The sequence below is a fragment of the Micromonospora sp. CNZ303 genome (assembly GCF_004345505.1).
Genome location: NZ_SLVT01000025.1, coordinates 34,701 through 57,018, shown reverse-complemented (window position 1 = coordinate 57,018; position 22,318 = coordinate 34,701). Strand labels below are relative to the sequence as shown.

The 22,318-nt window shown below is 71.6% G+C and carries 22 protein-coding genes; 16 read left to right on the top strand and 6 right to left on the bottom strand.

All coding sequences use genetic code 11. The annotated features are described in order from the left end of the window. Positions 1-15: 15 nt before the first annotated feature. The 4 genes from zwf to tkt all read right to left on the bottom strand — a co-directional run bounded on the left by zwf (position 16) and on the right by tkt (position 6,628). A complete protein-coding gene (zwf, locus tag EV374_RS29010; protein ID WP_132240334.1) occupies positions 16-1,566 on the bottom strand; it encodes a glucose-6-phosphate dehydrogenase in 1,551 nt (516 codons plus the stop codon). Positions 1,567-1,568: 2 nt separating this feature from the next. After that, entirely contained in the window at positions 1,569-3,218 is a 1,650-nt protein-coding gene (locus EV374_RS29005; protein ID WP_132240333.1) for a glucose-6-phosphate isomerase, read from the bottom strand. Between the two features lie 76 nt (positions 3,219-3,294). Continuing rightward, positions 3,295-4,473, bottom strand: a complete 1,179-nt coding sequence (gene tal / locus EV374_RS29000) for a transaldolase (RefSeq protein WP_132240332.1) — start codon at positions 4,471-4,473, stop codon at positions 3,295-3,297. 16 nt (positions 4,474-4,489) lie between these two features. Continuing rightward, positions 4,490-6,628 carry a transketolase gene (gene tkt / locus EV374_RS28995; protein WP_132240331.1) on the bottom strand — a complete coding sequence of 713 codons (2,139 nt, stop codon included), beginning with the start codon at positions 6,626-6,628 and terminating at the stop codon, positions 4,490-4,492. Between the two features lie 265 nt (positions 6,629-6,893). Here tkt and EV374_RS28990 point away from each other — a divergent pair, with 265 nt between their 5' ends. The 3 genes from EV374_RS28990 to EV374_RS28980 all read left to right on the top strand — a co-directional run bounded on the left by EV374_RS28990 (position 6,894) and on the right by EV374_RS28980 (position 9,481). Then, positions 6,894-7,853, top strand: coding sequence for a heme o synthase (locus EV374_RS28990; protein WP_132240330.1), 960 nt, complete (start codon positions 6,894-6,896; stop codon positions 7,851-7,853). 365 nt (positions 7,854-8,218) lie between these two features. Further along, positions 8,219-8,551: a hypothetical protein gene (locus EV374_RS28985; protein WP_132240329.1), complete on the top strand. Its 333-nt coding sequence runs from the start codon at positions 8,219-8,221 to the stop codon at positions 8,549-8,551. 6 nt (positions 8,552-8,557) lie between these two features. Further along, the gene (locus tag EV374_RS28980) at positions 8,558-9,481 is read left to right on the top strand and encodes a hypothetical protein (RefSeq protein ID WP_132240328.1); all 924 of its coding nucleotides are present in this window, start codon (positions 8,558-8,560) and stop codon (positions 9,479-9,481) included. A 56-nt stretch (positions 9,482-9,537) separates the two neighbouring features. Here EV374_RS28980 and EV374_RS28975 read toward each other — a convergent pair whose 3' ends face one another. Beyond that, entirely contained in the window at positions 9,538-10,500 is a 963-nt protein-coding gene (locus EV374_RS28975) for a COX15/CtaA family protein (RefSeq protein WP_165947937.1), read from the bottom strand. Between the two features lie 98 nt (positions 10,501-10,598). Between EV374_RS28975 and EV374_RS28970 the strand changes: the two genes are divergently transcribed. The 8 genes from EV374_RS28970 (at position 10,599) to EV374_RS28935 (ending at position 17,460) form a co-directional block, all read left to right on the top strand. Beyond that, on the top strand, positions 10,599-11,357 hold the full coding sequence (locus tag EV374_RS28970; protein ID WP_132240326.1) for a helix-turn-helix domain-containing protein: 759 nt from the start codon (positions 10,599-10,601) through the stop codon (positions 11,355-11,357). Beyond that, on the top strand, positions 11,354-12,784 hold the full coding sequence (sufB, locus tag EV374_RS28965) for a Fe-S cluster assembly protein SufB (protein WP_132240325.1): 1,431 nt from the start codon (positions 11,354-11,356) through the stop codon (positions 12,782-12,784). The genes EV374_RS28970 and sufB overlap by 4 nt, the downstream gene beginning before the upstream one ends. Positions 12,785-12,928: 144 nt before the next feature. Then, positions 12,929-14,071 (top strand): Fe-S cluster assembly protein SufD, encoded by a 1,143-nt coding sequence (gene sufD / locus EV374_RS28960; RefSeq protein WP_132240324.1) that lies wholly within the window; start codon positions 12,929-12,931, stop codon positions 14,069-14,071. Then, a complete protein-coding gene (locus EV374_RS28955; RefSeq protein WP_132240323.1) occupies positions 14,071-14,397 on the top strand; it encodes a non-heme iron oxygenase ferredoxin subunit in 327 nt (108 codons plus the stop codon). The genes sufD and EV374_RS28955 overlap by 1 nt, the downstream gene beginning before the upstream one ends. Further along, positions 14,397-15,170, top strand: a complete 774-nt coding sequence (sufC, locus tag EV374_RS28950) for a Fe-S cluster assembly ATPase SufC (protein ID WP_132240322.1) — start codon at positions 14,397-14,399, stop codon at positions 15,168-15,170. Before EV374_RS28955 ends, sufC begins: the two co-directional genes overlap by 1 nt. 32 nt (positions 15,171-15,202) lie before the next feature. After that, positions 15,203-16,507 (top strand): cysteine desulfurase, encoded by a 1,305-nt coding sequence (locus tag EV374_RS28945; protein WP_132240321.1) that lies wholly within the window; start codon positions 15,203-15,205, stop codon positions 16,505-16,507. Positions 16,508-16,552: 45 nt separating this feature from the next. After that, complete coding sequence (gene sufU / locus EV374_RS28940; protein WP_132240320.1) at positions 16,553-17,029, top strand: Fe-S cluster assembly sulfur transfer protein SufU; 477 nt, start codon at positions 16,553-16,555, stop codon at positions 17,027-17,029. Continuing rightward, positions 17,026-17,460, top strand: a complete 435-nt coding sequence (locus tag EV374_RS28935; protein ID WP_132240319.1) for a metal-sulfur cluster assembly factor — start codon at positions 17,026-17,028, stop codon at positions 17,458-17,460. The genes sufU and EV374_RS28935 overlap by 4 nt, the downstream gene beginning before the upstream one ends. A 222-nt stretch (positions 17,461-17,682) precedes the next feature. Here EV374_RS28935 and EV374_RS28930 read toward each other — a convergent pair whose 3' ends face one another. Continuing rightward, positions 17,683-18,237, bottom strand: a complete 555-nt coding sequence (locus EV374_RS28930; protein ID WP_132240318.1) for a nucleotidyltransferase family protein — start codon at positions 18,235-18,237, stop codon at positions 17,683-17,685. A gap of 187 nt (positions 18,238-18,424) precedes the next feature. On the opposite strand from EV374_RS28930, the gene EV374_RS28925 reads away from it, so the two are divergent. From EV374_RS28925 to EV374_RS28905, 5 genes are all read left to right on the top strand, one after another. Then, positions 18,425-18,796, top strand: coding sequence for a VOC family protein (locus tag EV374_RS28925; protein ID WP_132240317.1), 372 nt, complete (start codon positions 18,425-18,427; stop codon positions 18,794-18,796). A gap of 519 nt (positions 18,797-19,315) precedes the next feature. Further along, positions 19,316-19,663, top strand: a complete 348-nt coding sequence (locus EV374_RS28920; RefSeq protein ID WP_486486021.1) for a PadR family transcriptional regulator — start codon at positions 19,316-19,318, stop codon at positions 19,661-19,663. Further along, entirely contained in the window at positions 19,660-20,718 is a 1,059-nt protein-coding gene (locus tag EV374_RS28915; RefSeq protein WP_132240316.1) for a hypothetical protein, read from the top strand. The genes EV374_RS28920 and EV374_RS28915 overlap by 4 nt, the downstream gene beginning before the upstream one ends. A 242-nt stretch (positions 20,719-20,960) precedes the next feature. Beyond that, the gene (locus EV374_RS28910; RefSeq protein ID WP_132240315.1) at positions 20,961-21,587 is read left to right on the top strand and encodes a LysE family transporter; all 627 of its coding nucleotides are present in this window, start codon (positions 20,961-20,963) and stop codon (positions 21,585-21,587) included. A 56-nt stretch (positions 21,588-21,643) separates the two neighbouring features. Next, positions 21,644-22,297, top strand: a complete 654-nt coding sequence (locus tag EV374_RS28905; RefSeq protein ID WP_132240314.1) for an acVLRF1 family peptidyl-tRNA hydrolase — start codon at positions 21,644-21,646, stop codon at positions 22,295-22,297. Positions 22,298-22,318: the final 21 nt, after the last annotated feature.

Sequence of the window (22,318 nt, the reverse complement as noted above, 5' to 3'; positions counted from 1 at the left end):
GCTCACTCCTCGCGCTCATGCCCGCCGCCACGCCCGGCCCTCGCGGGCCAGCATCTCGTCGGCGGCGCGGGGACCCCACTCGCCGGCCCGGTACGGCTCCGGCTTCGTGCCCGCCCACGCGCGCTCCAGCGGGTCCACCACCTGCCAGCTCTGCTCGACCTCGGCGGCGTCCGGAAAGAGGGTACGGTCGCCGATCAGCACGTCCAGCACGAGCCGCTCGTACGCCTCGGGGCTGGCCTCGGTGAACGCCTCGCCGTACTGGAAGTCCATCGCGATGTCGCGGACCTCCATCGTGGTGCCGGGCACCTTGGAGCCGAACTTGAGCACGACGCCCTCGTCCGGCTGCACCCGGATCACCAGCTGGTTGTTGCCGAGCGACTCCATGTCGGCTTCGTTGAACGGCAGGTGCGGCGCCCTCTTGAACATGATGGCGACCTCGGTGACGCGGCGCGGCAGCCGCTTGCCGGCCCGGATGTAGAACGGCACCTCCGCCCAGCGGCGGTTCTGGATGCCGAGCCGGACGGCCACGTAGGTCTCCGTGGTCGAGTCCTCCGGGACGCCCTCCTCCTCCAGGTACCCGACGGCACGCTCGCCCCCCACCCAGCCGGGCAGGTACTGGCCGCGCACGGTGCCCTCGGCGACGTCCTTCGGCAGGGTGATCGCCCGCAGCACCTTGAGCTTCTCCGTGCGGATCTCGTCGGCGTCGAAGCTCGTCGGCTCCTCCATCGCCACCAGCGCCAGCAGTTGGAGCAGGTGGTTCTGGAACACGTCGCGGGCCGCGCCGGCCGAGTCGTAGAAGCCGGCGCGGGTGCCGATGCCGACGTCCTCGGCCATGGTGATCTGCACGGAGTCGACGTACTTGGAGTTCCACAGCGGCTCGAACAGGTTGTTGGCGAACCGCAGGGCGAGGATGTTCTGGACGGTCTCCTTGCCCAGGTAGTGGTCGATGCGGAAGACGTCCTCGCGGGTGAAGACGTCGTCGACCAGGTCGTTGAGCGCCTTCGCCGAGGGCAGGTCGTGCCCGAACGGCTTCTCCACCACCACCCGGCGCCAGCCGCCCGACTTGGCGTTGTCGGCCATCCCGGTGCGGGCCAGCTGCTTGAGGACCACGGGGAACGCCGCCGGGGGGATGGAGAAGTAGAAGGCGGCGTTGCCCGGGATCCCGTGCGTCTGGCGCAGCTCGTCCAGCATCTCGGAGAGGTGGTCGAACGCGGCGTCGTCGTCGAACGAGCCGCCGACGAACTTGATGTTGCCCACCAGCCGCGCCCACACCTCCTCCCGCCAGGGGGTGCGGGCGTGCTTCTTGGCGGCCTCGTGGGCGAGCGACTCGAAGTCCCCGTCGCCCCAGTCCCGGCGGGCGAAACCGAGCACGGCGAAGCCCGGGGGCAGCAGCCCCCGGTTAGCCAGGTCGTACACGGCCGGGAGGAGCTTCTTGCGGGCCAGGTCGCCGGTGACGCCGAAGATCACCAGAGCGCACGGCTCCGGGATCCTCGGCAGCCGGCGGTCCTGCGGGTCGCGCAGCGGGTTCACGCCGCCTCCTCGCTCCGCGTCATCCACGCTCCTCATCGTCACGCCCGCAACGCCCCGACCACATCGAGCAGCTGGGCCAGGCCCGCCGGCCGGTCGGTCAGGTGCAGCCGGACCACCGGGCGCTCCCGCTCGGCCAGGGCCTGCCGGTCGCCGGCGGCCTGCGCCGCCTGCAACTGCCCGAAGGTGTAGGGCCTGCCCGGCACCGGCAGGTCGTCGACGACCGCGCCGGTGAGCTGGAGGTAGCTGCCGACCTGCGGGCCGCCCTTGTGGTACTGGCCGGTGGAGTGCAGGAACCGTGGCCCCCACCCGAAGGTGACCGGCCGGCCGGCGGCACCGGCCAGCAGCGGCCGCAGCCGGGCCGCGTCGGCGTCGGCGAACCGGTCGAGGTACGCCATCACCGCGAGGTAGCCGTCGTCGCCCGTCGCGTCGACGAGCTGGCGGAGCACGCCGGCCAGGTCGCCGGGGGCGCCCTGCGGCGCGTACACCTCGATGGCGCCCTCGGTGAACGACGGCGTCTCCGCCGGCGGACCGGAGTCGAGGATGCGGTTGGTGTTCTCCTTGGACTCGGTGACGTTGGGCTGGTTGAACGGGTCGATGCCGAGCACCACGCCGGCGATCGCGGTGGCGTACTCCCAGGCGAGGAAGTGCGCGCCGAGCGGGCCGTTGACGGCCACGTCGGCGTCGACGCCCCCGCCGGGGACGGCACCGGCGGGCAGCGCGCCGCCGTAGGTCACGGTGAGCACGTCGTCGCCGGCGGCGCCCGGGCTCTGCGGCGACTCCACGACGACCGGCAGGATGCCGACCCCGGCCTTGCCGGTGGACTCGGCGATCAGCTGCTCGGCCCAGTCGCCGAGGCCCTCGATGCCGGTGCCGTCGGAGATCAGGGCGACCTTGTCCCGGCCCATGGTGGCCGCCGCGCCGAGGGCCGCGCCGAGCGCCAGGGCCGGGTTGTCGCGGTCCCCACCCAGGGAGGCCGCCAGCGCCTCCGCCTCGTCGAGCAGCTCGGCCACCTCGACGCCGGCCAGCGCCGACGGGACCAGCCCGAACGCGGTCAGCGCCGCATACCGGCCGCCCACGTTCGGGTCGGCGAGTACGGTGAAGGCACCCATCTCGGCGGCGGTGGCCTCCAGCGGCGAGCCGGGGTCGGTGACGACGACGAAGTGCCGGCCGGCCTCCGCCTCGGTCATCCCCGCGTCGAGGAACGCCTGCCAGTACGCCCGGCGGTGGCTGTCGGTCTCGACCGTCGAACCGGACTTGCTGGCCACCACGACCACGGTGCGCTCCAGCCGGTCGGCCAGCGCCGCCCGGATCTGCCCCGGGTCGGTGGTGTCGAGCACCGTCAGCTGCTTGCCCAGGGTGCGGGCGATGACCTCGGGAGCCAGCGACGAGCCGCCCATCCCGGCGAGCACCACGTGGTCCAGGTCGGCCAGCTCCGCCTTCAGCTCGGCGAGCTGGGGGAGCAGCTCCCGGCTGCGCAGGTAGGTGTCCACCCAGCCGAGGCGGATCTTCGCCTCGGCCTCGGCGTCCGGACCCCACAGGGTCGGATCCTTCGCGGCCAGCTTGCCCGGCGTGCCGGCGTTCACCAGCGCGTCCCGGGTGGAGGCGGGGGCCGACCTGTCGACGTTGTCGGCCCCGTGCACGGAGAGCCCGGCGGCGGCCTCGACCGCCCCGTTGAGCAGGTCGCTCACGCCGCCACCTCGCTCCGCTCGGCGGCGACGCGAGGCGCCGCACTGCTGAGCCTGATGGTTCGCTCGCTACGCTCGCTCACGCGTTCCCTCCCGCCTGCTGCGCGGCCTGCGCGTTGTCCTTCGCGGCGTCGCTCGGGTTGCCGGCGCCGCGGCCCGCGGCCGCCAGCGACTTGCGGACGCCGTCGAGCAGTTCCTGCCAGCTCGCCTCGAACTTCTCCACGCCCTCGCGCTCCAGGGTCTCGATGACGTCGGCCATGTCGATTCCGGCCGACTCCAGGTCCGCGAAGACCTTGCGGGCCTCGTCGTACGAGCCGGTGATGGTGTCGCCGCGGGTCTCGCCGTGGTCGGCGTACGCGTGCACGACCGGCTCCGGCATGGTGTTGACCGTGCCGGGGGCGATCAGCTCCTCGACGTAGATGACGTCCCGGTAGTCCGGGTTCTTGGTCGAGGTGGAGGCCCACAGCGGCCGCTGCGGGTGGGCGCCGGCGTCGGCGAGCGCCTGCCACCGGTCGGAGGAGAACACCTCGCCGTAGCGCTCGTACGCGAGCTTGGCGTTGGCGACGGCGGCCTTGCCGCGCAGCGCCTTGGCCTCGTCGGAGCCGAGCTTCTCCAGCCGCTTGTCGATCTCGCTGTCGACACGGGAGACGAAGAAGGACGCGACCGACCCGATCTTCGACAGGTCGTGCCCGTTCGCCTTCGCCTGCTCCAGGCCGGCCAGGAACGCCTCCATCACCTGCGAGTAGCGGTCCAGCCCGAAGATCAGCGTGACGTTGACGCTGATCCCCTCCGCCAGGGTGGCGGTGATCGCCGGCAGGCCGGCCTCGGTGGCCGGGATCTTGATGAAGAGGTTCGGCCGGTCGACCAGCCACCACAGCGCCTTGGCCTCGGCGACGGTCCTGTCGGTCTCGTGGGCCAGCCGCGGGTCCACCTCGATGGAGACCCGGCCGTCGACCCCGCCAGTGCCCTCGTACGACGGGCGCATCACGTCGCACGCCCACCGCACGTCGTACGTGGTGAGCATGCGTACGGCCTCCTCGACCTCCACCCCACGGGAGGCGAGGTCGCGCAGCTGCCAGTCGTACTCGTCGGCGTCGCTCAGCGCCTTGGCGAAGATCGTCGGGTTGGTGGTCACCCCGGCCACGTGCTTCTCCCGGCGGAGCTGGTCCAGCCCGCCGGAGGACAGCCGTACCCGGGAAAGGTCGTCGAGCCAGACCGCCACGCCTGCGGCGGTGAGTTCACTCAGCCTGTCCGTCATGCCGTCCACGCTCCCCTCAGTTGCCGGTGGTGAAACCGGTGATGTCGCCCATCCGGGTCAGTGCCGCGTGCGCGGCGGCCACGATCCGGTCGGGGGTGAATCCGAACTGCTCGAAGAGCACGGAGTGCGGGGCGCTCGCGCCGTAGTGCTCCAGGCTCACGCTCTCGCCGCAGTCGCCGACGATGCCGCGCCACGACATGGCGATGCCCGCCTCCACGCTCACCCGTGCCTTTACCCCGCGCGGCAGCACCGACTCCCGGTACGCCTCGTCCTGCTCGAAGAACCACTCCTGGCAGGGCATCGAGACGACCCGGGTCGGGGTGCCGTCGGCCTCCAGCCGCTCGCGGGCGGTCAGGCAGAGCTGCACCTCGGAGCCGGTGCCGACGAGGATGACCTGCGGCTTGCCGTTGGACGCCTCGGCCAGCACGTAGCCGCCCTTGGCCACGCCCTCGGCGCCGGCCAGGGTCGACCGGTCCAGCGTCGGCAGCGGCTGCCGGCTCAGCGCCAGCGCGGTCGGCCGGTCGGTGTGCTCCAGGGCCTGCCGCCAGGCCCAGGCGGTCTCGTTGGCGTCGGCCGGCCGGACCACGTCCAGGCCGGGGATGGCGCGCAGCGCGGTCAGGTGCTCCACCGGCTGGTGCGTCGGGCCGTCCTCGCCGAGGCCGATCGAGTCGTGCGTCCAGACGTAGACCACCGGCAGCTTCATCAGCGCGGCGAGCCGTACCGCCGGGCGCATGTAGTCGCTGAAGACCAGGAAGGTGCCGCCGTACGGGCGGGTGCCGCCGTGCAGCGCGATGCCGTTGAGGATGGCCCCCATGGCGTGCTCCCGGATGCCGAAGTGCAGCGTGCGGCCGTACTCGTGGCCGGGGAAGTCCTTGGTGGCGTGGACGGCGGGGACGAAGGACGGCTCGCCCTTCATGGTGGTGTTGTTGCTCTCCGCCAGGTCGGCCGAGCCGCCCCACAGCTCCGGCAGCACTCCGGCGAGCGCCTCCAGGACCTTGCCGGAGGCCGCCCGGGTGGCGACGCCCTTGGCGTCGGCCGGGAACTCCGGCAGCGCCTCGGTCCAGCCGGTCGGCAGGACCCGCCCGGCCATCCGGTCGTAGAGCGCGCGGCGCTCCGCGTTGGCCTTCGTCCAGCCGTCGAACGCCGTGGTCCACTCCTGCTGGGCCCGCGCGCCGCGCTCCATCACCGTGCGGGCGTGCCCGAGCACCTCCTCGTCGACCTCGAAGGTCCGCGCCGGGTCGAAGCCGAGCAGCTGCTTGGTGGCGGCCACCTCGTCGGCGCCCAGCGCCGAACCGTGGATCTTGCCGGTGTTCTTCTTGTTCGGCGCGGGCCAGCCGATGATGGTGCGCAGCGCGATGAAGGAGGGGCGGCCGGTCTCGGCCTTCGCTGCCAGCAGCGCCCGGTACAGGGCCTCCACGTCCTCGTGGTAGTCGCCCTGGTCGGCGTCGCCGGCGCGCCAGTCGACGGTCTGCACGTGCCAGCCGTACGCCTCGTAGCGGGCCGCCACGTCCTCGCTCTTGGCGATGCGGGTGTCGTCCTCGATCGAGATCTCGTTGTCGTCGTAGATCACGCAGAGGTTGCCGAGCTGCTGGTGCCCGGCGAGGGCACTGGCCTCGTGGCTGATGCCCTCCTCGATGTCACCGTCCGAGGCGATGCACCAGATGTCGTGGTCGAAGACCGACCGACCCGGCTCCGCCTCCGGGTCGAACAGGCCGCGCTCGCGGCGGGCCGCCATCGCCATGCCGACCGCGTTGCCGAGGCCCTGCCCGAGCGGCCCGGTGGTGGTCTCCACGCCGGGGGTGTGCCCGTGCTCCGGGTGGCCCGGGGTCAGCGAGCCCCACTGCCGCAGCGACTTGAGGTCCTCCAGGGCCAGCGGGTAGCCGGAGAGGAAGAGCTGGATGTAGAGGGTGAGGCTGGAGTGGCCCGCGGAGAGCACGAAGCGGTCCCGGCCGGGCCAGTTCGGGTCGGCCGGGTTGTGCCGCATGACCCGGTTGAAGAGCAGATAGGCCGCGGGCGCGAGGCTCATCGCGGTGCCCGGGTGGCCGTTGCCGGATTTCTCCACGGCGTCCATGGCCAGCACGCGGACGGTGTCGACGGCCCGGCGGTCGAGGTCGGACCAGTTGAGTGCGGGGTGCTCAGGTCGGTTGGCAGCCACGATGGTTGTGCTCCTCGGCAGATGGGCGGAACCCTCAGTGATGACCCTATCGAGCGGTCCTAAACGTCCGCCCAGGGATCTCCGCATGCCGGTCTGTACTGGTCCGCGCCGGTGCACGGTGCCGCCCCGACGGTGTGACGGCCCGCACCGTTGTCGGGTCGCCCGGGCAGCCAAAACGACGACGCGTAGTCTGTGGTGCGGCGTGTGGCCCCAGTCGGGTCCGGCCGATCCGACCTCCCCTGCCGACGCCGGAAGGTGGCAATCCGTGAGCATGATCACCGAGCGCCCCGTCAGCAACTCTGCCGGGCAGCCGCCGGTGCGGACTGAGGTGGAGACGTCGGCGGTGGCCCGCCGGGACGTCCGCGCGGTGGTCGCGGCCTACGTGACGCTGACCAAGCCGCGGATCGTGGAGCTGCTCCTCGTCACCACGGTGCCGGCGATGATGCTCGCGGACGGCGGGATGCCGTCGCTCTGGCTGGTGGCCGTGGTGCTGGTCGGCGGCTCGCTCGCCGCGGGCGCGGCCAGCGTCATCAACTGCTACATCGACCGCGACATCGACCAGCTGATGCGGCGCACCAAGCGCCGCCCGCTGCCGACGCACACCGTGACACCGCGCAACGCGTTGATCTTCGGGCTGGTGCTGGCGGCGGTGTCGGTCGCGATGATGGCGGCGTTCACCAACCTGCTGGCCGCCGGGCTCACGCTGGCCGCGATCGTCTACTACGACGTCGTCTACACCCTCTGGCTCAAGCGCACCACGACGGCGAACACGTTCTGGGGCGGGGCCTGCGGGGCGGCGCCGGTGCTGATCGGCTGGGCGGCGGTCACCGGCACGCTCTCCCCGGCCGCGTGGGCACTCTTCGCGGTGGTCTTCTTCTGGCAGATGCCGCACTTCTACCCGCTGGCGATGAAGTACAAGGACGACTACGCCCGCGCCGGCATCCCGATGCTGCCGGTGGTGGCCTCCACGCGGCGGGTCAACGCCGAGATCATCGGCTTCGCCTGGCTCACCGTGGCGTCCTCGCTGGCCGTGTGGCCGCTGGGGATGAGCCTTATCTACGGCGTGCCCGCCGTGGTGGTCGGTGCCATCTTCGTGGTGGAGGCGCACAAGCTCGCCCGCCGGGTGGCGCGGGGGCAGGCCGTCAAGCCGATGCGGCTGTTCCACTGGTCGACGACCTACCTGACCATCCTCTTCGCCGCCGTCGCGCTCGACGCGCTGATCTGACACCGGGCCGCCCCGCCGCTGCGGCGGGTCGCCGCGCCGAGCCGGGCCCGGCCTGATCCGTCCCGCCCCGGTTCCCGGCCGGAGGCCGTACCGCCCGGTCCCGGGCCGCCGGAGGCCGTACCGGCAAATCATCATCGTGCATGGCTTGTCCGGGTTTCTTGTCACATCGGTGACGCCGTCGGTATGGTTCCAGAACCGCTCGGATGCCCCGGGCCGGCCCGGTTCGGGCCGACCTTTTGCCGGGATAAGTCCGGACAATAGCGGGCAATTCGCCTGTGGTTCTCCTTAAACCTGCGGGTAATTGGCATCACAAAAGGTTCATGGTTCTCGCCCGCCCGGGTGCAAGTCTGCTTACGCTTCCCGACATGGCAGATGGTTCCGATACGACGCTGACCGCCGAGCAGACCCCCGGGCAGGCCCCGCAGGGCCTGGTCGCGGGCATCAAGTCGTTCGCCGCCGGTCACGGCGGGGCGAAGGCGGTCATCGAGTACGTCGGCAAGCGTGGCGCGCGCATCGTCCTCGTGGGCGAGGACGGTGTGTGGGGCGACCAGTTCGCCGACGACACCGTCGTGGCGCGGCAGGCCTGCGCGAAGGCGGGAGTCACCGTCGAGAACGCCTGGGAGCGTGAACTGATGGACCAGATGCGTCCGAGCAACGACCTCTGGCGGTCGATGGCCCGGCGCACGATGGCCCGTTGACATAACTTGACCGATCACCACCAGTCGACCCGGGGGAAACCCCGGGTCGCTCTCGTCACCTGTGCCGACCTGCCCGACCTCGACCCCGACGACCGGCTGCTGCTCGACCCGCTGGCGCGCCGCGGCGTGACCGCCGAGGCGGTGGACTGGGCCGACCCGGCCGCCGACTGGGCCGGGTACGACCTGGCGGTGCTCCGCTCGCCGTGGGACTACGCGCTGCGTCGCGACGAGTTCGTCGCCTGGGCGTCGCGGGTGCCCGCCCTGGCCAACCCGGCCGACGTGGTGCGCTGGAACACCGACAAGCGGTACCTGGCCGAGCTGTCGGCGGCCGGGGTATGCACCGTGCCGACGTCCTGGGTCGCGCCGGGGGAGGACTGGCGACCGCCCGCCGCCCGCGGCGAGTACGTCGTCAAGCCGGCCGTCAGCGCGGGCAGCCAGGACACCGGCCGCTACGACCTGGCCGATCCGCACCACCGGGAACTGGCCGTGGCGCACGTACGGCGGCTGTCGGACGCCGGGCGGCTGACCATGGTGCAGCCGTACCTCGACGCGGTCGACACGGCCGGCGAGACGGCGCTGCTCTTCCTGGCCGGGCCGGACGGCCCGACGTTCAGCCACGCCATCCGCAAGGGCCCGATGCTGACCGGCCCGGACCTCGGCGCCGACGCGCTGTACCGGCCCGAGGAGATCACCGCCCGCACCGCCACCCCGGAGCAGTCGGCGGTGGCGGAGCGGGCCCTCGCGGCGGTGCCCGGCGGGCCGGGGCGGCTGCTCTACGCCCGGGTGGACCTCATCCCGGGCCCGGACGGCGCGCCGGTCCTGGTGGAGCTGGAACTCACCGAGCCGTCGCTGTTCCTCGGCCACGCCGACGGCGCCGCCGACCGTCTGGCCGACGCGATCCTGACCCACCTGGCCCGCGCCGCCGGCTGACCGTCGGGGCGGGCCGGGGAGCGCTCAGGTGCGCAGCCGGGCGGGCCGGGGCGCGGTCAGGCGGCGACGGGGACGGCCCGGTCGGCGTCGTCCGGGGCCGGCGACGGCGCGACCGGGCGGCGCTCGCGGGTGGACCACTGCACCGCGAGGGTGGCCAGCAGCACCAGGCAGGAACCCAGCATGTGCGCGCCCACCAGCAGCGCCGGCAGGTTGGTGAAGTACTGCACGAATCCGATGAGGCCCTGACCCAGCTCGACGGCGACGAGCACCAGCGCGGCCCGCGCGGCCCGCTGCGCGCCGACCGCGCGGAAGGCGAAGACCAGCGCCACGGACAGGCCGATCAGCAGGAAGACGCTGTCGGCGTGCACCTGGGAGATCGTCTCCGGGTCGAGTCCGTTGCGGGCGGCACCGTGGTCGCCCGCGTGCGGGCCGCTGCCGGTCACCCAGGTGCCGATCACCAGCACCGCCGCGCTGACCACGGTGGTGATCGCGGTGAGGGTCCGCAGCGGGGCGGGCACGACCGCCTCCGCCGGGCCCGCTGGGTCCTTGATCCGCCGCCACAGCGCGTACGCGGCCGCGATCACCAGCATCGAGGCGAGGAAGTGCAGGCCGACCACCCACGGGTTGAGGTCGGTGAGCACGGTGATGCCGCCGACGACCGCCTGCGCGGGGATGCCGAGGAGCACGGCGACCGCGAGCGGGACCAGGTCCCGGCGCCGGGGGAGGTGCAGCAGCACGGCGAGCAGCACCGCCAGCGCGATGAAGCCGACGGCGAAGGTGAGCAGGCGGTTGCCGAACTCGATCACCCCGTAGATGCCCATCTCCGGTGTCGTCACGTACGACTCCTCGGTGCACCTGGGCCAGGTGGGGCAGCCGAGGCCGGACCCGGTGAGCCGGACGGCCCCGCCGGTGACGACGATGCCCACGTTCGCGATGATCGAGGCGAGCGCGAGGCGGCGCAGCAGGGCGGTGGAGACCGGGAACCGGACGGATCGCTTCACGGCGCAAATCCTACGCACCGTAGTGGAGCACGATCGGGTGACTCCGTCCGTGCGGTGGTTCGGATCACCGGGACCCGGGTTTGCGGGCCCCGGACGAATTACGTAACGTTGGCGTTGTGAAAAACGCGGCGGCGCTCTCCGGGCACCAGCCGGCGGCCGCCCCGGCCGCCGGTCAGTCCGCGTCCGTCGCGGACCTCTCCACCCGTGACCGGGTCACCCAGCTGCTGCTGGAGCGGGGCGCGACCACCGCCGCGCAGCTCGGCTCGGCGCTCGGGCTCAGCCCGGCCGCGATCCGCCGCCACCTCGACGCGATGCTCGCCGACGGCGACGTGCTCGCCCGCGAGCAGACCGTCCGCGGCCACCGCGGCCGGGGCCGGCCGGCGAAGGTGTTCGTGCTGACCGACGCCGCCCGGGTCCGCTGCGGCACCCACCACTACGACAACATGGCCACCGCCGCGCTGCGCTGGATCGCCCGCAACGGCGGCGCCACGGCGGTCGAGGCGTTCGCGACCGACCAGGTCGCCGCACTGGAGGCCCGCTGCCGGGCCGCCATGGAGGACGCCGGCGACGACCCGCTCGCGCGGGCCGAGGCACTCGCCGGAGCGCTGACCGCCGAGGGTTACGCTGCGAACGCGTCCACGATCGCCACCGGTGGCCAGCTCTGTCAGCACCACTGCCCGGTGGCGCACGTGGCCGCCGAGTTTCCCCAGCTGTGCGAGGCCGAGACCGCGGTGATCTCCCGCCTGGTCGGCACCCACGTGCAGCGTTTGGCCACCATCGCGCACGGCGACGGAGTGTGCACCACGCACATTCCCGCCCAGCCGGGGCGTGCCCGTTCCGGTAAGACCGTCACCACTGTGAGGACAGATAGATGACCGAGCAGATCGTCCAGCCCCTGACGCAGGAAGAGCAGCTCGCCGCCCTGGGTCGCTACGAGTACGGCTGGTCCGACCCCGACGTCGCCGGGGCGGTCGCCCAGCGTGGCCTCAACGAGGCGGTGGTGCGGGACATCTCGGCCAAGAAGAACGAGCCGGCCTGGATGCTCGACCTGCGGCTCAAGGGCCTGCGGCTGTTCGGCCGCAAGCCGATGCCGGCCTGGGGCGCCGACCTCACCGGGATCGACTTCGACAACATCAAGTACTTCGTGCGGTCCACGGAGAAGCAGGCCACCAGCTGGGAGGACCTGCCCGAGGACATCAAGAACACCTACGACCGGCTGGGCATCCCCGAGGCCGAGAAGCAGCGGCTGGTCGCCGGCGTCGCGGCGCAGTACGAGTCCGAGGTCGTCTACCACAAGATCCGTGAGGACCTCGAGGAGCAGGGTGTCGTCTTCCTGGACACCGACACCGCCCTGCGCGAGCACGAGGACGTCTTCAAGGAGTACTTCGGCACGGTGATCCCGGTCGGCGACAACAAGTTCGCCGCGCTGAACACCTCCGTGTGGTCCGGCGGCTCGTTCATCTACGTGCCGAAGGGCGTGCACGTGGAGATCCCGTTGCAGGCCTACTTCCGGATCAACACGGAGAACATGGGCCAGTTCGAGCGGACGCTGATCATCGTCGACGAGGGCGCGTACGTGCACTACGTCGAGGGCTGCACCGCGCCGCTCTACTCCTCCGACTCGCTGCACAGCGCGGTCGTGGAGATCATCGTCAAGAAGAACGCCCGGTGCCGCTACACGACCATCCAGAACTGGTCGAACAACGTCTACAACCTGGTCACGAAGCGGGCCGTCTGCCACGAGGGCGCGACCATGGAGTGGGTCGACGGCAACATCGGCTCCAAGGTCACCATGAAGTACCCGGCGGTCTACATGACCGGCGAGCACGCCAAGGGCGAGGTGCTCTCGGTGGCCATGGCCGGCGAGGGCCAGCACCAGGACGCGGGGGCCAAGATGGTGCACGCCGCGCCGCACACCTCCTCCACGATCGTCTCCAAGTCGATCGCCCGGGGCGGCGGCCGCACGTCGTACCGGGGCCTGGTGCAGGTGCTGGAGGGCTCGCACAGCAGCCGGAGCACGGTCAAGTGCGACGCCCTGCTGGTGGACACCATCTCCCGCTCGGACACCTACCCGTACGTCGACATCCGCGAGGACGACGTGTCGATGGGGCACGAGGCGACCGTCTCCAAGATCAGCGACGACCAGCTCTTCTACCTGATGAGCCGGGGCCTGAGCGAGGACGAGGCGATGGCGATGATCGTTCGCGGCTTCATCGAGCCGATCGCCAAGGAGCTCCCGATGGAGTACGCCCTGGAACTCAACCGCCTGATCGAGCTCCAGATGGAGGGCGCGGTCGGCTGACGCCGCCCCGACCCGCTGCGGGCCGCGCCGAAAGCCGGCCCGCCGCGGGGGCCGGTGGACGCCGACCCGTCTGACCGGGCCGCGCGAACACCGACCGACCCTCCGACCAATGACACCGTCGTCGCAGAACAGACCAAGGAAGAGATGACTACCCAGGCTTCCGCGCCGCCCAGCACCAAGTCGCAGGCGCTCCGCTCGTACGACGTCGCCGACTTCCCGGCCCTGACCGGCCTGGAGGAGGAGTGGCGCTTCACCCCGCTCAAGCGGCTGCGCGGGCTGGTCGGCGCGTCGCCGGCCGCCACCGGCGCGGTCCGCCACGAGCACGGCGACCTGCCCGAGGGTGTCACCGTCGGGCGGATCGGCTCCGACGACCCGCGGGTGGGCAGCGTGCTCACCCCGGTCGACCGGGTCAGTGCGCTGGCCTACGGCGGGGCCGACCAGGCGCTGCTTGTCCAGGTCGCCCGCGACGCCGTGGTGGCCGAGCCGGTGAGCCTGCGGGTGGTCGGCGAGGGCGTCGAGGGCCTGGCCTTCGGGCACACCTTCGTCGAGGTGGGCCGGTTCGCCGAGGTGACCCTGGTGGTGGAGCACGTCGGCTCGGCCACGCTGGCCGACAACGTCGAGGTGGCGGTGGCCGACGGGGCGAAGCTGACCCTGGTCACCGTCGCGGACTGGGCCGACGACGCCGTCCAGGCCCAGCACCTGAAGGTGAAGCTGGGTCGCGACGCCAAGGTGGTGCACGTCCAGGTCTCCCTGGGCGGCGACCTGGTCCGGCAGTACACCTCGGTGGAATACACCGAGCGGGGCGGCGAGGCCGAGCTGTACGGCCTCTACTTCGCCGACTCGGGGCAGCACCTGGAACACCGCCAGCTGGTCGACCACACCGTGCCGGACTGTCGCAGCTACGTCGGCTACCGGGGCGCCCTCCAGGGCGAGAGCGCGCGCACCGTCTGGGTGGGCGACGTGCTCATCCGCGCCGAGGCGACCGGGACCGACACGTACGAGATCAACCGGAACCTGCTGCTGACCGACGGCGCGCGGGCGGACTCCGTACCCAATCTGGAGATCGAGACCGGCGAGATCGCCGGCGCCGGGCACGCGAGCGCGACCGGCCGCTTCGACGACGAGCAGCTGTTCTACCTGATGGCCCGGGGCATCCCGGAGGCCGAGGCGCGGCGCCTGGTGGTCCGCGGCTTCTTCGCCGAGCTGATCAACAAGATCCCGGTCGAGTCGCTGCGCGAGCGCCTGGGCGACGCCATCGAGGCCCGGCTCACCAAGGCCGGCGCCTGATGATCCGCCTCTGCTCCGTCGAGGACGTGCCGAAGGGCAGCGTGGTCAGCGCCGACGTCGACGGCACCCCGATCGCGCTGGTGCACGGCGAGGACGGCGTCTTCTACGCCGCCTACGACGAGTGCTCGCACGCTGCGGTCGCCCTCTCCGAGGGGGAGGTCGAGGGATGCACGCTGGAATGCTGGCTGCACGGATCCCGTTTCGACCTGAGGACCGGCGAGCCGACCGGGCTGCCCGCCACCGAACCCGTTCCCGTCTATCCCGTCGAAGTCCGAGACGGCGACATCTACGTCAGTCTCACGCCGAGCAATGGAGTGACCCGATAATGAGCACCCTGGAGATCCGCGACCTGAAGGTGTCGGTCAAGCTGCCCGAGGGTGAGCTCAAGCCGATCCTGCATGGGGTAGACCTGACGGTGAATTCGGGTCAAACCCACGCGATCATGGGCCCGAACGGCTCCGGCAAGTCCACCCTCGCCTACTCGATCGCCGGCCACCCCAAGTACGAGATCACCGGCGGCTCGGTGACCCTCGACGGCGAGGACGTGCTGGCCCTGTCCGTGGACGAGCGCGCCCGCGCCGGCCTCTTCCTGGCCATGCAGTACCCGGTCGAGGTCCCCGGCGTCTCGGTGGCGAACTTCCTGCGTACCGCCAAGACCGCCATCGACGGCCAGGCGCCCAAGCTGCGCACCTGGGGCGGCGAGCTGCGCGGGGCCATGGAGCGCCTCCAGATGGACCCGGCGTTCGCCCAGCGCAACGTCAACGAGGGCTTCTCCGGCGGGGAGAAGAAGCGGCACGAGATCGTGCAGCTGGAGCTACTCAAGCCGAAGATCGCGATCCTCGACGAGACCGACTCCGGCCTCGACGTGGACGCGCTGCGCGTGGTCAGCGAGGGCGTCAACCGGGTCCGCGACAACGGCGACACCGGCATGCTGCTGATCACCCACTACACCCGGATCCTGCGCTACATCAAGCCGGACTTCGTGCACGTCTTCGTCGCCGGCCGGATCGTCGAGCAGGGCGGCCCGGAGCTGGCCGACAAGCTCGAGGAAGAGGGCTACGAGCGCTACGTCGCCGGGGCCGGCGCGGCGCGGGCCTGAGTCCTCTCGGAAGAATGGGTGGGCCGGTCGACATGACTTCCATCGCGATCCCGTCGGGGATGCCGCAGTACGACGACGTGCCGCGTTACGACGTGGCGAAGGTGCGCGCCGACTTCCCGATCCTCGACCGGGAGGTCAACGGGCACCGCCTGGTCTACCTCGACAGCGCCAACACCTCGCACAAGCCGCGGCAGGTGCTCGACGTGCTCGGCGAGCACTACGCGATGCACAACGCCAACGTGTCCCGCTCGGTGCACACCCTGGGCACCGAGGCCACCGAGGCGTACGAGGGCGCGCGGACGAAGATCGCCGCGTTCATCAACGCGCCGAGCGTGGACGAGGTGGTGTTCACCAAGAACTCCACCGAGGCGATCAACATCGTGGCGTACGCGTTCTCCAACGCGTCGCTGCGGCCCGACGCCGACCCCCGCTTCCGGCTCGGCCCCGGCGACGAGGTGGTGATCTCCGAGATGGAGCACCACTCGAACATCGTGCCGTGGCAGCTGCTCTGCGAGCGCACCGGCGCGACCCTGCGCTGGTTCCCGGTCACCGACCAGGGGCGCCTGGACGAGTCGGGGCTGGAGGACCTGGTCACCGAGCGGACGAAGATCGTCTCGCTGGTGCACACGTCCAACATCCTCGGCACGGTCAACGCCACCTCGCGGATCACCGCGCGGGTCCGCGAGGTGGGCGCGCTGCTGCTGCTCGACTGCTCCCAGTCGGTGCCGCACATGCCGATGGACGTGGTCGACTACGACGCCGACTTCATCGTCTTCACCGGGCACAAGATGTGCGGCCCGACCGGCATCGGCGTGCTCTGGGGCCGGGCCGAGCTGCTGGCGGCGATGCCGCCGGTGCTGGGCGGCGGGTCGATGATCGAGACGGTCACCATGGCCCGCTCGACCTTCGCCGCGCCGCCGGCCCGGTTCGAGGCGGGCACCCCGCCGATCGCCGAGGCGGTCGCGCTCGGCGCGGCCGTCGACTACCTTGCCGGCATCGGGATGCGGGCCATCCAGTGGCACGAGAAGGAGCTGACGGCGTACGCGCTGGACGCCCTCGCCACGGTGCCCGGCCTGCGGATCTTCGGGCCGGCCGTGCCGGTGGGCCGGGGCGGCACCATCTCGTTCGCCCTCGGCGACATCCACCCGCACGACGTCGGGCAGGTGCTCGACTCGCTCGGCGTGCAGGTGCGCGTCGGCCACCACTGCGCCAAGCCGGTGTGCACCCGGTTCGGCGTGCCGGCCATGACGCGGGCCTCGTTCTACCTCTACACCACCAATCAGGAGATCGACGCCCTGGTGGCGGGCCTGGAGCAGGTGCGGAAGGTGTTCGAGTGAGCGGCGGCGACGCGGGAGCCCGCGGATCGACGGGAGTTCAGCCTGATGCAGCTTGAATCTCTTTACCAGGAGATCATCCTGGACCACTACAAGCACCCGCACGGTCGCGGCCTGCGCGACCCGGACGCCTCGGGCGCCCGGGTCGCCGAGGCGCACCACGTCAATCCGACCTGCGGTGACGAGGTCACCGTGCGGGTGGCCACCGACGGCGACGTGCTGCACGACGTCTCGTACGACGGCATGGGCTGCTCCATCAGCCAGGCGTCGGCGAGCGTGCTGCACGAGCTGCTGGTGGGCCGGGACGCGGGCGACGCGTTCCGGGTGCACGAGGCGTTCGTCGAGTTGATGTCCGGCCGTGGCCAGGTCACGCCGGACGAGGACGTGCTCGGTGATGGGGTCGCGTTCGCGGGCGTCGCCCGCTACCCCGCCCGGGTCAAGTGCGCGCTGTTGCCGTGGATGGCGTTCAAGGACGCCGCGGCACGCGCCGGTGTGGGCGTGAGCCCGACGGAGGTTGAGGCATGAGCAGCGAGGACACCGCCACCGCGGCGACCCCGGAGACCGAGGGCGCGGCCGTGCCGGCCACGGCCGCCGCCGCACCGGCCACGGACGGGGCGTCGGCGGCCAAGGGCAAGGCCGCCGTCGCCGACGTCGAGGAGGCGATGAAGGACGTCGTCGACCCCGAGCTGGGCATCAACGTGGTCGACCTCGGCCTGGTGTACGGCGTGCACGTCGGCGACGACAACGTCGCCACCCTGGACATGACGCTGACGTCGGCGGCGTGCCCGCTGACCGACGTGATCGAGGACCAGGCCCGGCAAGCGCTGACCACCGGACCGGGCGGCGGCCTGGTCGACGACATCCGGATCAACTGGGTGTGGCTCCCACCGTGGGGGCCGGACAAGATCACGGACGAGGGGCGCGACCAGCTCCGCTCCCTCGGCTTCAACGTCTGACCCGTTTCTCGTCGAGCGCGTCGTCCCGGAGGGGCGGCGCGCTCGACGTTTTCTCGGCGCGATCACCCTGAAGCGCCCTGGGTCTCGTGACGTCCGGCTCCGGCTGGGCCCTCTGGCGCATCTCACGACCCAAGACGCGCTTTCCTACTCGGACACATAGGTAACGTGCCCACGGTAGACCTCACCACCCGGCGCGCGATCGATGTTCGCCCCGCGTGAGCGCTAGATCTCCAGCCGCAGTCCGGCCCATCGGTCGAGCCATCCCTTGACCTGCACGCGGCGCTGCACCTTCGCGCGGCCCGCCGCATTGTTGAAGGCTGGAGAGGGGCGGACAACCATTCCTACAAGGTCAGCCAACCCGTGGCAGGACACCAGGTGAACAGAGTCGCCCCGCAGGGTAACCGCGACGCACGTTGCGGTTTCGGGCCAGCGCGACATCGCGTCCAGGGTGAACGCGTAGGGCTCATCGCCATTGCGCAGATGCATCCGTGCTTGATTACGAATTTCCCACGGCACCCCAGGCAGGGCCACCGTGGCTTGGGCTTCGGCGCGTGCGTCCTCGCGTGGGTCCAGCTTTTCCGGGTCGAAGTAGGCGACATCCACGTCGCGCTCCGGCTGGGCCGCGATGTTGCTGATCGCGTCCCAGACGCGGTTGCGTACGAAGCCGGCACCGATCCACCAGTCCGATAATCCAAGGTCGGCCGTAGCTCGAAGGACTTTCATTGCTCCCGGGTCTGACTCGATTACGCCCACAACGTCCTGCGCGCTCCTGACCACCCCAGGGACCCTAGACCGGCGGACGTACGCGGAATGCCTTCCACGCCGCCTCGACGTTGCCCATCCGGTCCGGAGCCAGGCCCCGTCGGCGTAGCAGTCCGGCCAGTTCTTCCGGCGAGTCACGCCACGCGATACCCACGCTTCAGCCTTCCCGTTCGGAACCGTAACCATGTCCTACGGTGGGTCCATGGACTGGAAGATCGAACTCATCCCCGTTCCGGTGACCGATGTCGACCGGGCCAAGGCGTTCTACCAGAATGTGGGCTTCAACGCCGACCACGATCACAGGGTGCACGAGGGCCTGCGGTTCGTCCAGCTCACGCCACCCGGCTCGGCCTGCTCCATCGTGATCGGCGAGGGCATCACCGACAAGACTCCCGGCACTCAGGAAATCCAGGTTGTGGTCGCCGACGCCGAGGCGGCGCGCCGGCAACTGCTCGACGCCGGCGTCGATGCCAGCGAGGTCGAGGTACAGCCATGGGGCAGCTTCGTCTACTTCGGCGATCCTGACGGCAACAGGTGGTCGCTGCAGGCGATCGAATCACGCCCCAACGGCTGATCGATGGCCCACGACAGCCCTGGCAATGCCTTGACGTACTGCTGACTGTGCGTTGATCTGCCAAGATCAGTGCACGTTCGTCCGCCCATCGCTCGTCATGCAAGGCGACGCGCGGTCTTGCCGACGTGCGGGGCGTTTGCCAGCTTCCAACCCCGTTACGGATGATCGTCGGCCGCTGCCCGTGAATCCTCTCCAGCGCCGCCGCCAAGGTCACCGCTCGCGACTGGGGGTAGTGGCCGAACCCGTTGCGGAGCCCGGGGCAGCAGGACCTGACCGCTGTATCCGGGGCCCAGGACGATGGCCGGCGCGTTGGTGGGCGGGGCGCCGACGACGCTGCTCTCCACCGCCGGTATCGCCGGAGCGAAGTCCGGCCCGCCCAGGTCGCCGGCGTCCGCCGCGTCACCGTCGCCCATGATCACTCCTTCTTGGGTGGGCTCCGCGCGTGCCAGGGTCCGATGCACCCTGGCGCCAGTCTGACTCCGTCGCGGAAGATATCTTGTCTTCCACTATATTAGGCGGATGAGTTCCCGGGCTATGACAGAGCCAGCCTTCTTCATCCTCACCGTGCTGCTCGACGCTCCGCGTCACGGCTACGGGATCGTCGCAGACGTGGCGGAACTGTCGCGGGGCCGCGTGCAGCTGAAGATTGGCTCCTTGTACGGGGTCCTGGACCGACTCGTCGGTGACGGCCTGGTCGAACTGGACCGCGAGGAGGCATGGCAAGGACGGTTACGCCGGTACTACCGGGTGACCGAGCGGGGCCGCCAGGCCCTCGAAGCGGAGGCGCAACGGCTGGCCGCCAACGCGCGCCTCGCCTCCACCCGCTTGCGCGACCAGCGGAACCCGATCACGGGGACGCCGTCGTGAGTCGGCTGGAGGAGCGCTACCGGTTCGTTCTCCGGCTGCTGCCCGCCGCCTACCGGCAGGAATGGGAAGACGACATGGTCGCCGCCTTCCTGGACAGCATGGACACCGGCGACTCCGAGACCACCGCGTATGTCACGGACTACGGCCGGCCGAGCCTGTCCGAGGTCGCCAGCATCGTCTCCCTCGCCGTTCGGTTGCGACTCGGCGGGGCTGACGCGCCACCCCGCTCGTTCGCCTGGGGGCAAGCCGTGCGCCTGGCGACCCTGATGGCGATGCTGGCGCACGCGGTCATGGTCACCGCCAGCATCGCCGTCACGCTGTGGCTCTCCCGGAAGATCGCCTGGTTGCCGGCCCCTGAACTGGAATGGCCACTCAGCCCGTCGTCGAACATCTGGCACACCGCGTGGAATCTCGCCGACTACGCGTGGTTGCCGGCCTACGTCGCGCTCGTCCTCGGACACCGGCGGGTGGCCCAAGCGGTCGCCCTGCTCGCCATCGTGCCTCCGGCCATCACCACCGCCGTGGAACAAGGCGTCGGTGACGTACCGCTGTCCGTGACGCCCTGGGCGATGCGATTCGTCGACGTGCTCCTGCTACTCGCGATGGCGGCTTTTCACCACGGCGCCCCACCGGTGCCGCGCCGCCCCTGGCTCCTCGCGCTGCCGATCGGCTTCTTCCTCGTCCCTGTGCCGCTGTTCACCATCCAGGCGGCGAGACCGGCGCTGAGGCTGCTGGACTGGCCGGGCCTGTCCTGCGCGGTGGTCACTGTCGCCATGGTGGTCCACCTGGCCGGTCGAGTGTCCAGCCGCCCATCTCGGAGGCTGCCATGGTCACTGGCGCTCACCCTGCTCGCCGTGACCGCGCTCGCCCTGCGAACCGCAACCCTGCCCGACTACAGCAACCAGGCGCAGCGGACAACACTCGCCACGATTGCCGCCGTAGAGGTTGTCGCCGTGCTGGCGGTGGGCGTACCGCTCGCCGTACTGGCCATCCGAGCACTGCGCCGACTTCCACCGATCCCCACCGTCGCCCCAAGACCCACCACACCGACGTAGGAACTCGTCCGTCGGGGCGACTGTGACCCTCGGTAACGCCACCCCAGCCGAGCCCTGCGGTCGCGTCCACCTGCGGATGAACGGCGTCGGTGGGGAATTCGGTGGCGAGGCCGCGGTGGCGGGGCCGAGGATGAGCGGGTGATCGAGACGTACCCGACGAAGACAGTCCCCGTCGCCGCGGCCGCCGCCGCAGGGCGACAGCGGACCGCGTCCGGTCGCGTCCCGATCCGCCACCGACCATCGTGACCGGCGCGTTCCTGGCCGGCCTGGTCGCCGGCTACGGCGTCGCCATCCCGGTCGGCGCGATCGCGGTCCTCGTCCTCGGGCTCAGCGCCCGTACGTCGTTCCGGGTCGGTGCTGCCGCCGCGTTCGGGGTGGCCACCGCCGACGGGCTCTACGCCGCCGTGGCGGCCCTCGGCGGGGCCGCCGTCGCCGGGCTGATCGCCCAGGTCGCCGGGCCGCTGCGGCTGGCCGCCGCACTGGTGCTGCTCGTCCTCGCCGGCCACGGCGCCGGGCGCGCGCTGCGGCCCCGCGCCGCGAGCGGGGCCGCCGGCGTCCGCCGGGGCATGGACACCCCGGTGCGCGCCTTCGCCGGGGTGCTCGCGTTGACCCTGCTGAACCCCGCGACGGTGGTCTACTTCGCCGCGCTCGTGCTGGGCCGCACTGATCGCGCCGGGTCGGATCCGCTCGCCGCCGGCCTCTTCGTGCTCGGCGCGTTCGTCGCCTCGGCGAGCTGGCAGTTGTTGATCGCCGGCGGGGGCTCCCTGGTCGGCCGGGTGCTCACCGGCCCGCGCGGTCGGCTCGTGACCGCGCTGCTCTCCAGCGCCATCATCGCCGCCCTGGCCGTGGCGATGCTGCTGTCCGGCTAGCCGGGCCACCCACCCACGGCGGCCAGCCGGCGTCGTCGTGCCGTAGGTTCGGGCGTATGAGCAGCCGACCCGCAGCCGGAGGCGGCCGGTGGGTGGAGGTGGACCCGGTCCGGGTGGCCCGCTGGGTGGAGGGCTTCGCCGACCGGCACGGCCCGTCCACCGCCACCGCCGAGGCGTACGGGCTGCTGCTCACCGCCGCGGACGGCGCGACCGCCGAGCTGCACGCCCCGCCCGGCGCGCCCGCCGCCCCCGACCTGCCCGGCTTCGTGGCCGCCGCCGCCGCGCCCCGCCGCATCGGTCTGCTGCTCGCCCGCAAGGGCGCGGTGGCCCTCGGCGTGGCGGCGGGGGAGAAGCTGGTCGTCTCCAAGGTGGACACCCGCTACGTGCAGGGGCGCACCGCCGCCGGGGGCTGGTCGCAGCAGCGCTTCGCCCGGCGGCGCGACAACCAGGCGAAGGCGGCGTTGGGCGACGCCGCCGACCTGGCCGTACGGCTGCTGCTGCCGGAGGCGGCGTCGTTGCGCGCGGTGGTCTGCGGCGGCGACCGGCGGGCGGTGGACACCGTGCTGGCCGACCGGCGCCTCGCCCCGCTGGCGGCGCTGCGCGCGGAGCGGCTGCTGGACGTGCCCGAGCCCCGGCACGCGGTGCTCGTCGGCGCGATCGCGGCGGCCCGGGCGGTCCGCATCCTGGTGCGCGATCCCGCCCCGTCCTGACCCGGCGCACTAGGCTGGGCG

Coding starts and splice junctions, on each gene's coding strand:
- tal (WP_132240332.1), bottom strand. CDS start 4,473: ATGACGGACAGGCTGAGTGAACTCACCGCCGCAGGCGTGGCGGTCTGG.
- EV374_RS28985 (WP_132240329.1), top strand. CDS start 8,219: ATGGCAGATGGTTCCGATACGACGCTGACCGCCGAGCAGACCCCCGGG.
- EV374_RS28935 (WP_132240319.1), top strand. CDS start 17,026: ATGAGCAGCGAGGACACCGCCACCGCGGCGACCCCGGAGACCGAGGGC.
- sufC (WP_132240322.1), top strand. CDS start 14,397: ATGAGCACCCTGGAGATCCGCGACCTGAAGGTGTCGGTCAAGCTGCCC.
- sufB (WP_132240325.1), top strand. CDS start 11,354: ATGACCGAGCAGATCGTCCAGCCCCTGACGCAGGAAGAGCAGCTCGCC.
- sufU (WP_132240320.1), top strand. CDS start 16,553: ATGCAGCTTGAATCTCTTTACCAGGAGATCATCCTGGACCACTACAAG.
- EV374_RS28925 (WP_132240317.1), top strand. CDS start 18,425: ATGGACTGGAAGATCGAACTCATCCCCGTTCCGGTGACCGATGTCGAC.
- EV374_RS28905 (WP_132240314.1), top strand. CDS start 21,644: ATGAGCAGCCGACCCGCAGCCGGAGGCGGCCGGTGGGTGGAGGTGGAC.
- EV374_RS28955 (WP_132240323.1), top strand. CDS start 14,071: ATGATCCGCCTCTGCTCCGTCGAGGACGTGCCGAAGGGCAGCGTGGTC.
- zwf (WP_132240334.1), bottom strand. CDS start 1,566: ATGAGGAGCGTGGATGACGCGGAGCGAGGAGGCGGCGTGAACCCGCTG.
- EV374_RS28920 (WP_486486021.1), top strand. CDS start 19,316: ATGAGTTCCCGGGCTATGACAGAGCCAGCCTTCTTCATCCTCACCGTG.
- EV374_RS28945 (WP_132240321.1), top strand. CDS start 15,203: ATGACTTCCATCGCGATCCCGTCGGGGATGCCGCAGTACGACGACGTG.
- sufD (WP_132240324.1), top strand. CDS start 12,929: ATGACTACCCAGGCTTCCGCGCCGCCCAGCACCAAGTCGCAGGCGCTC.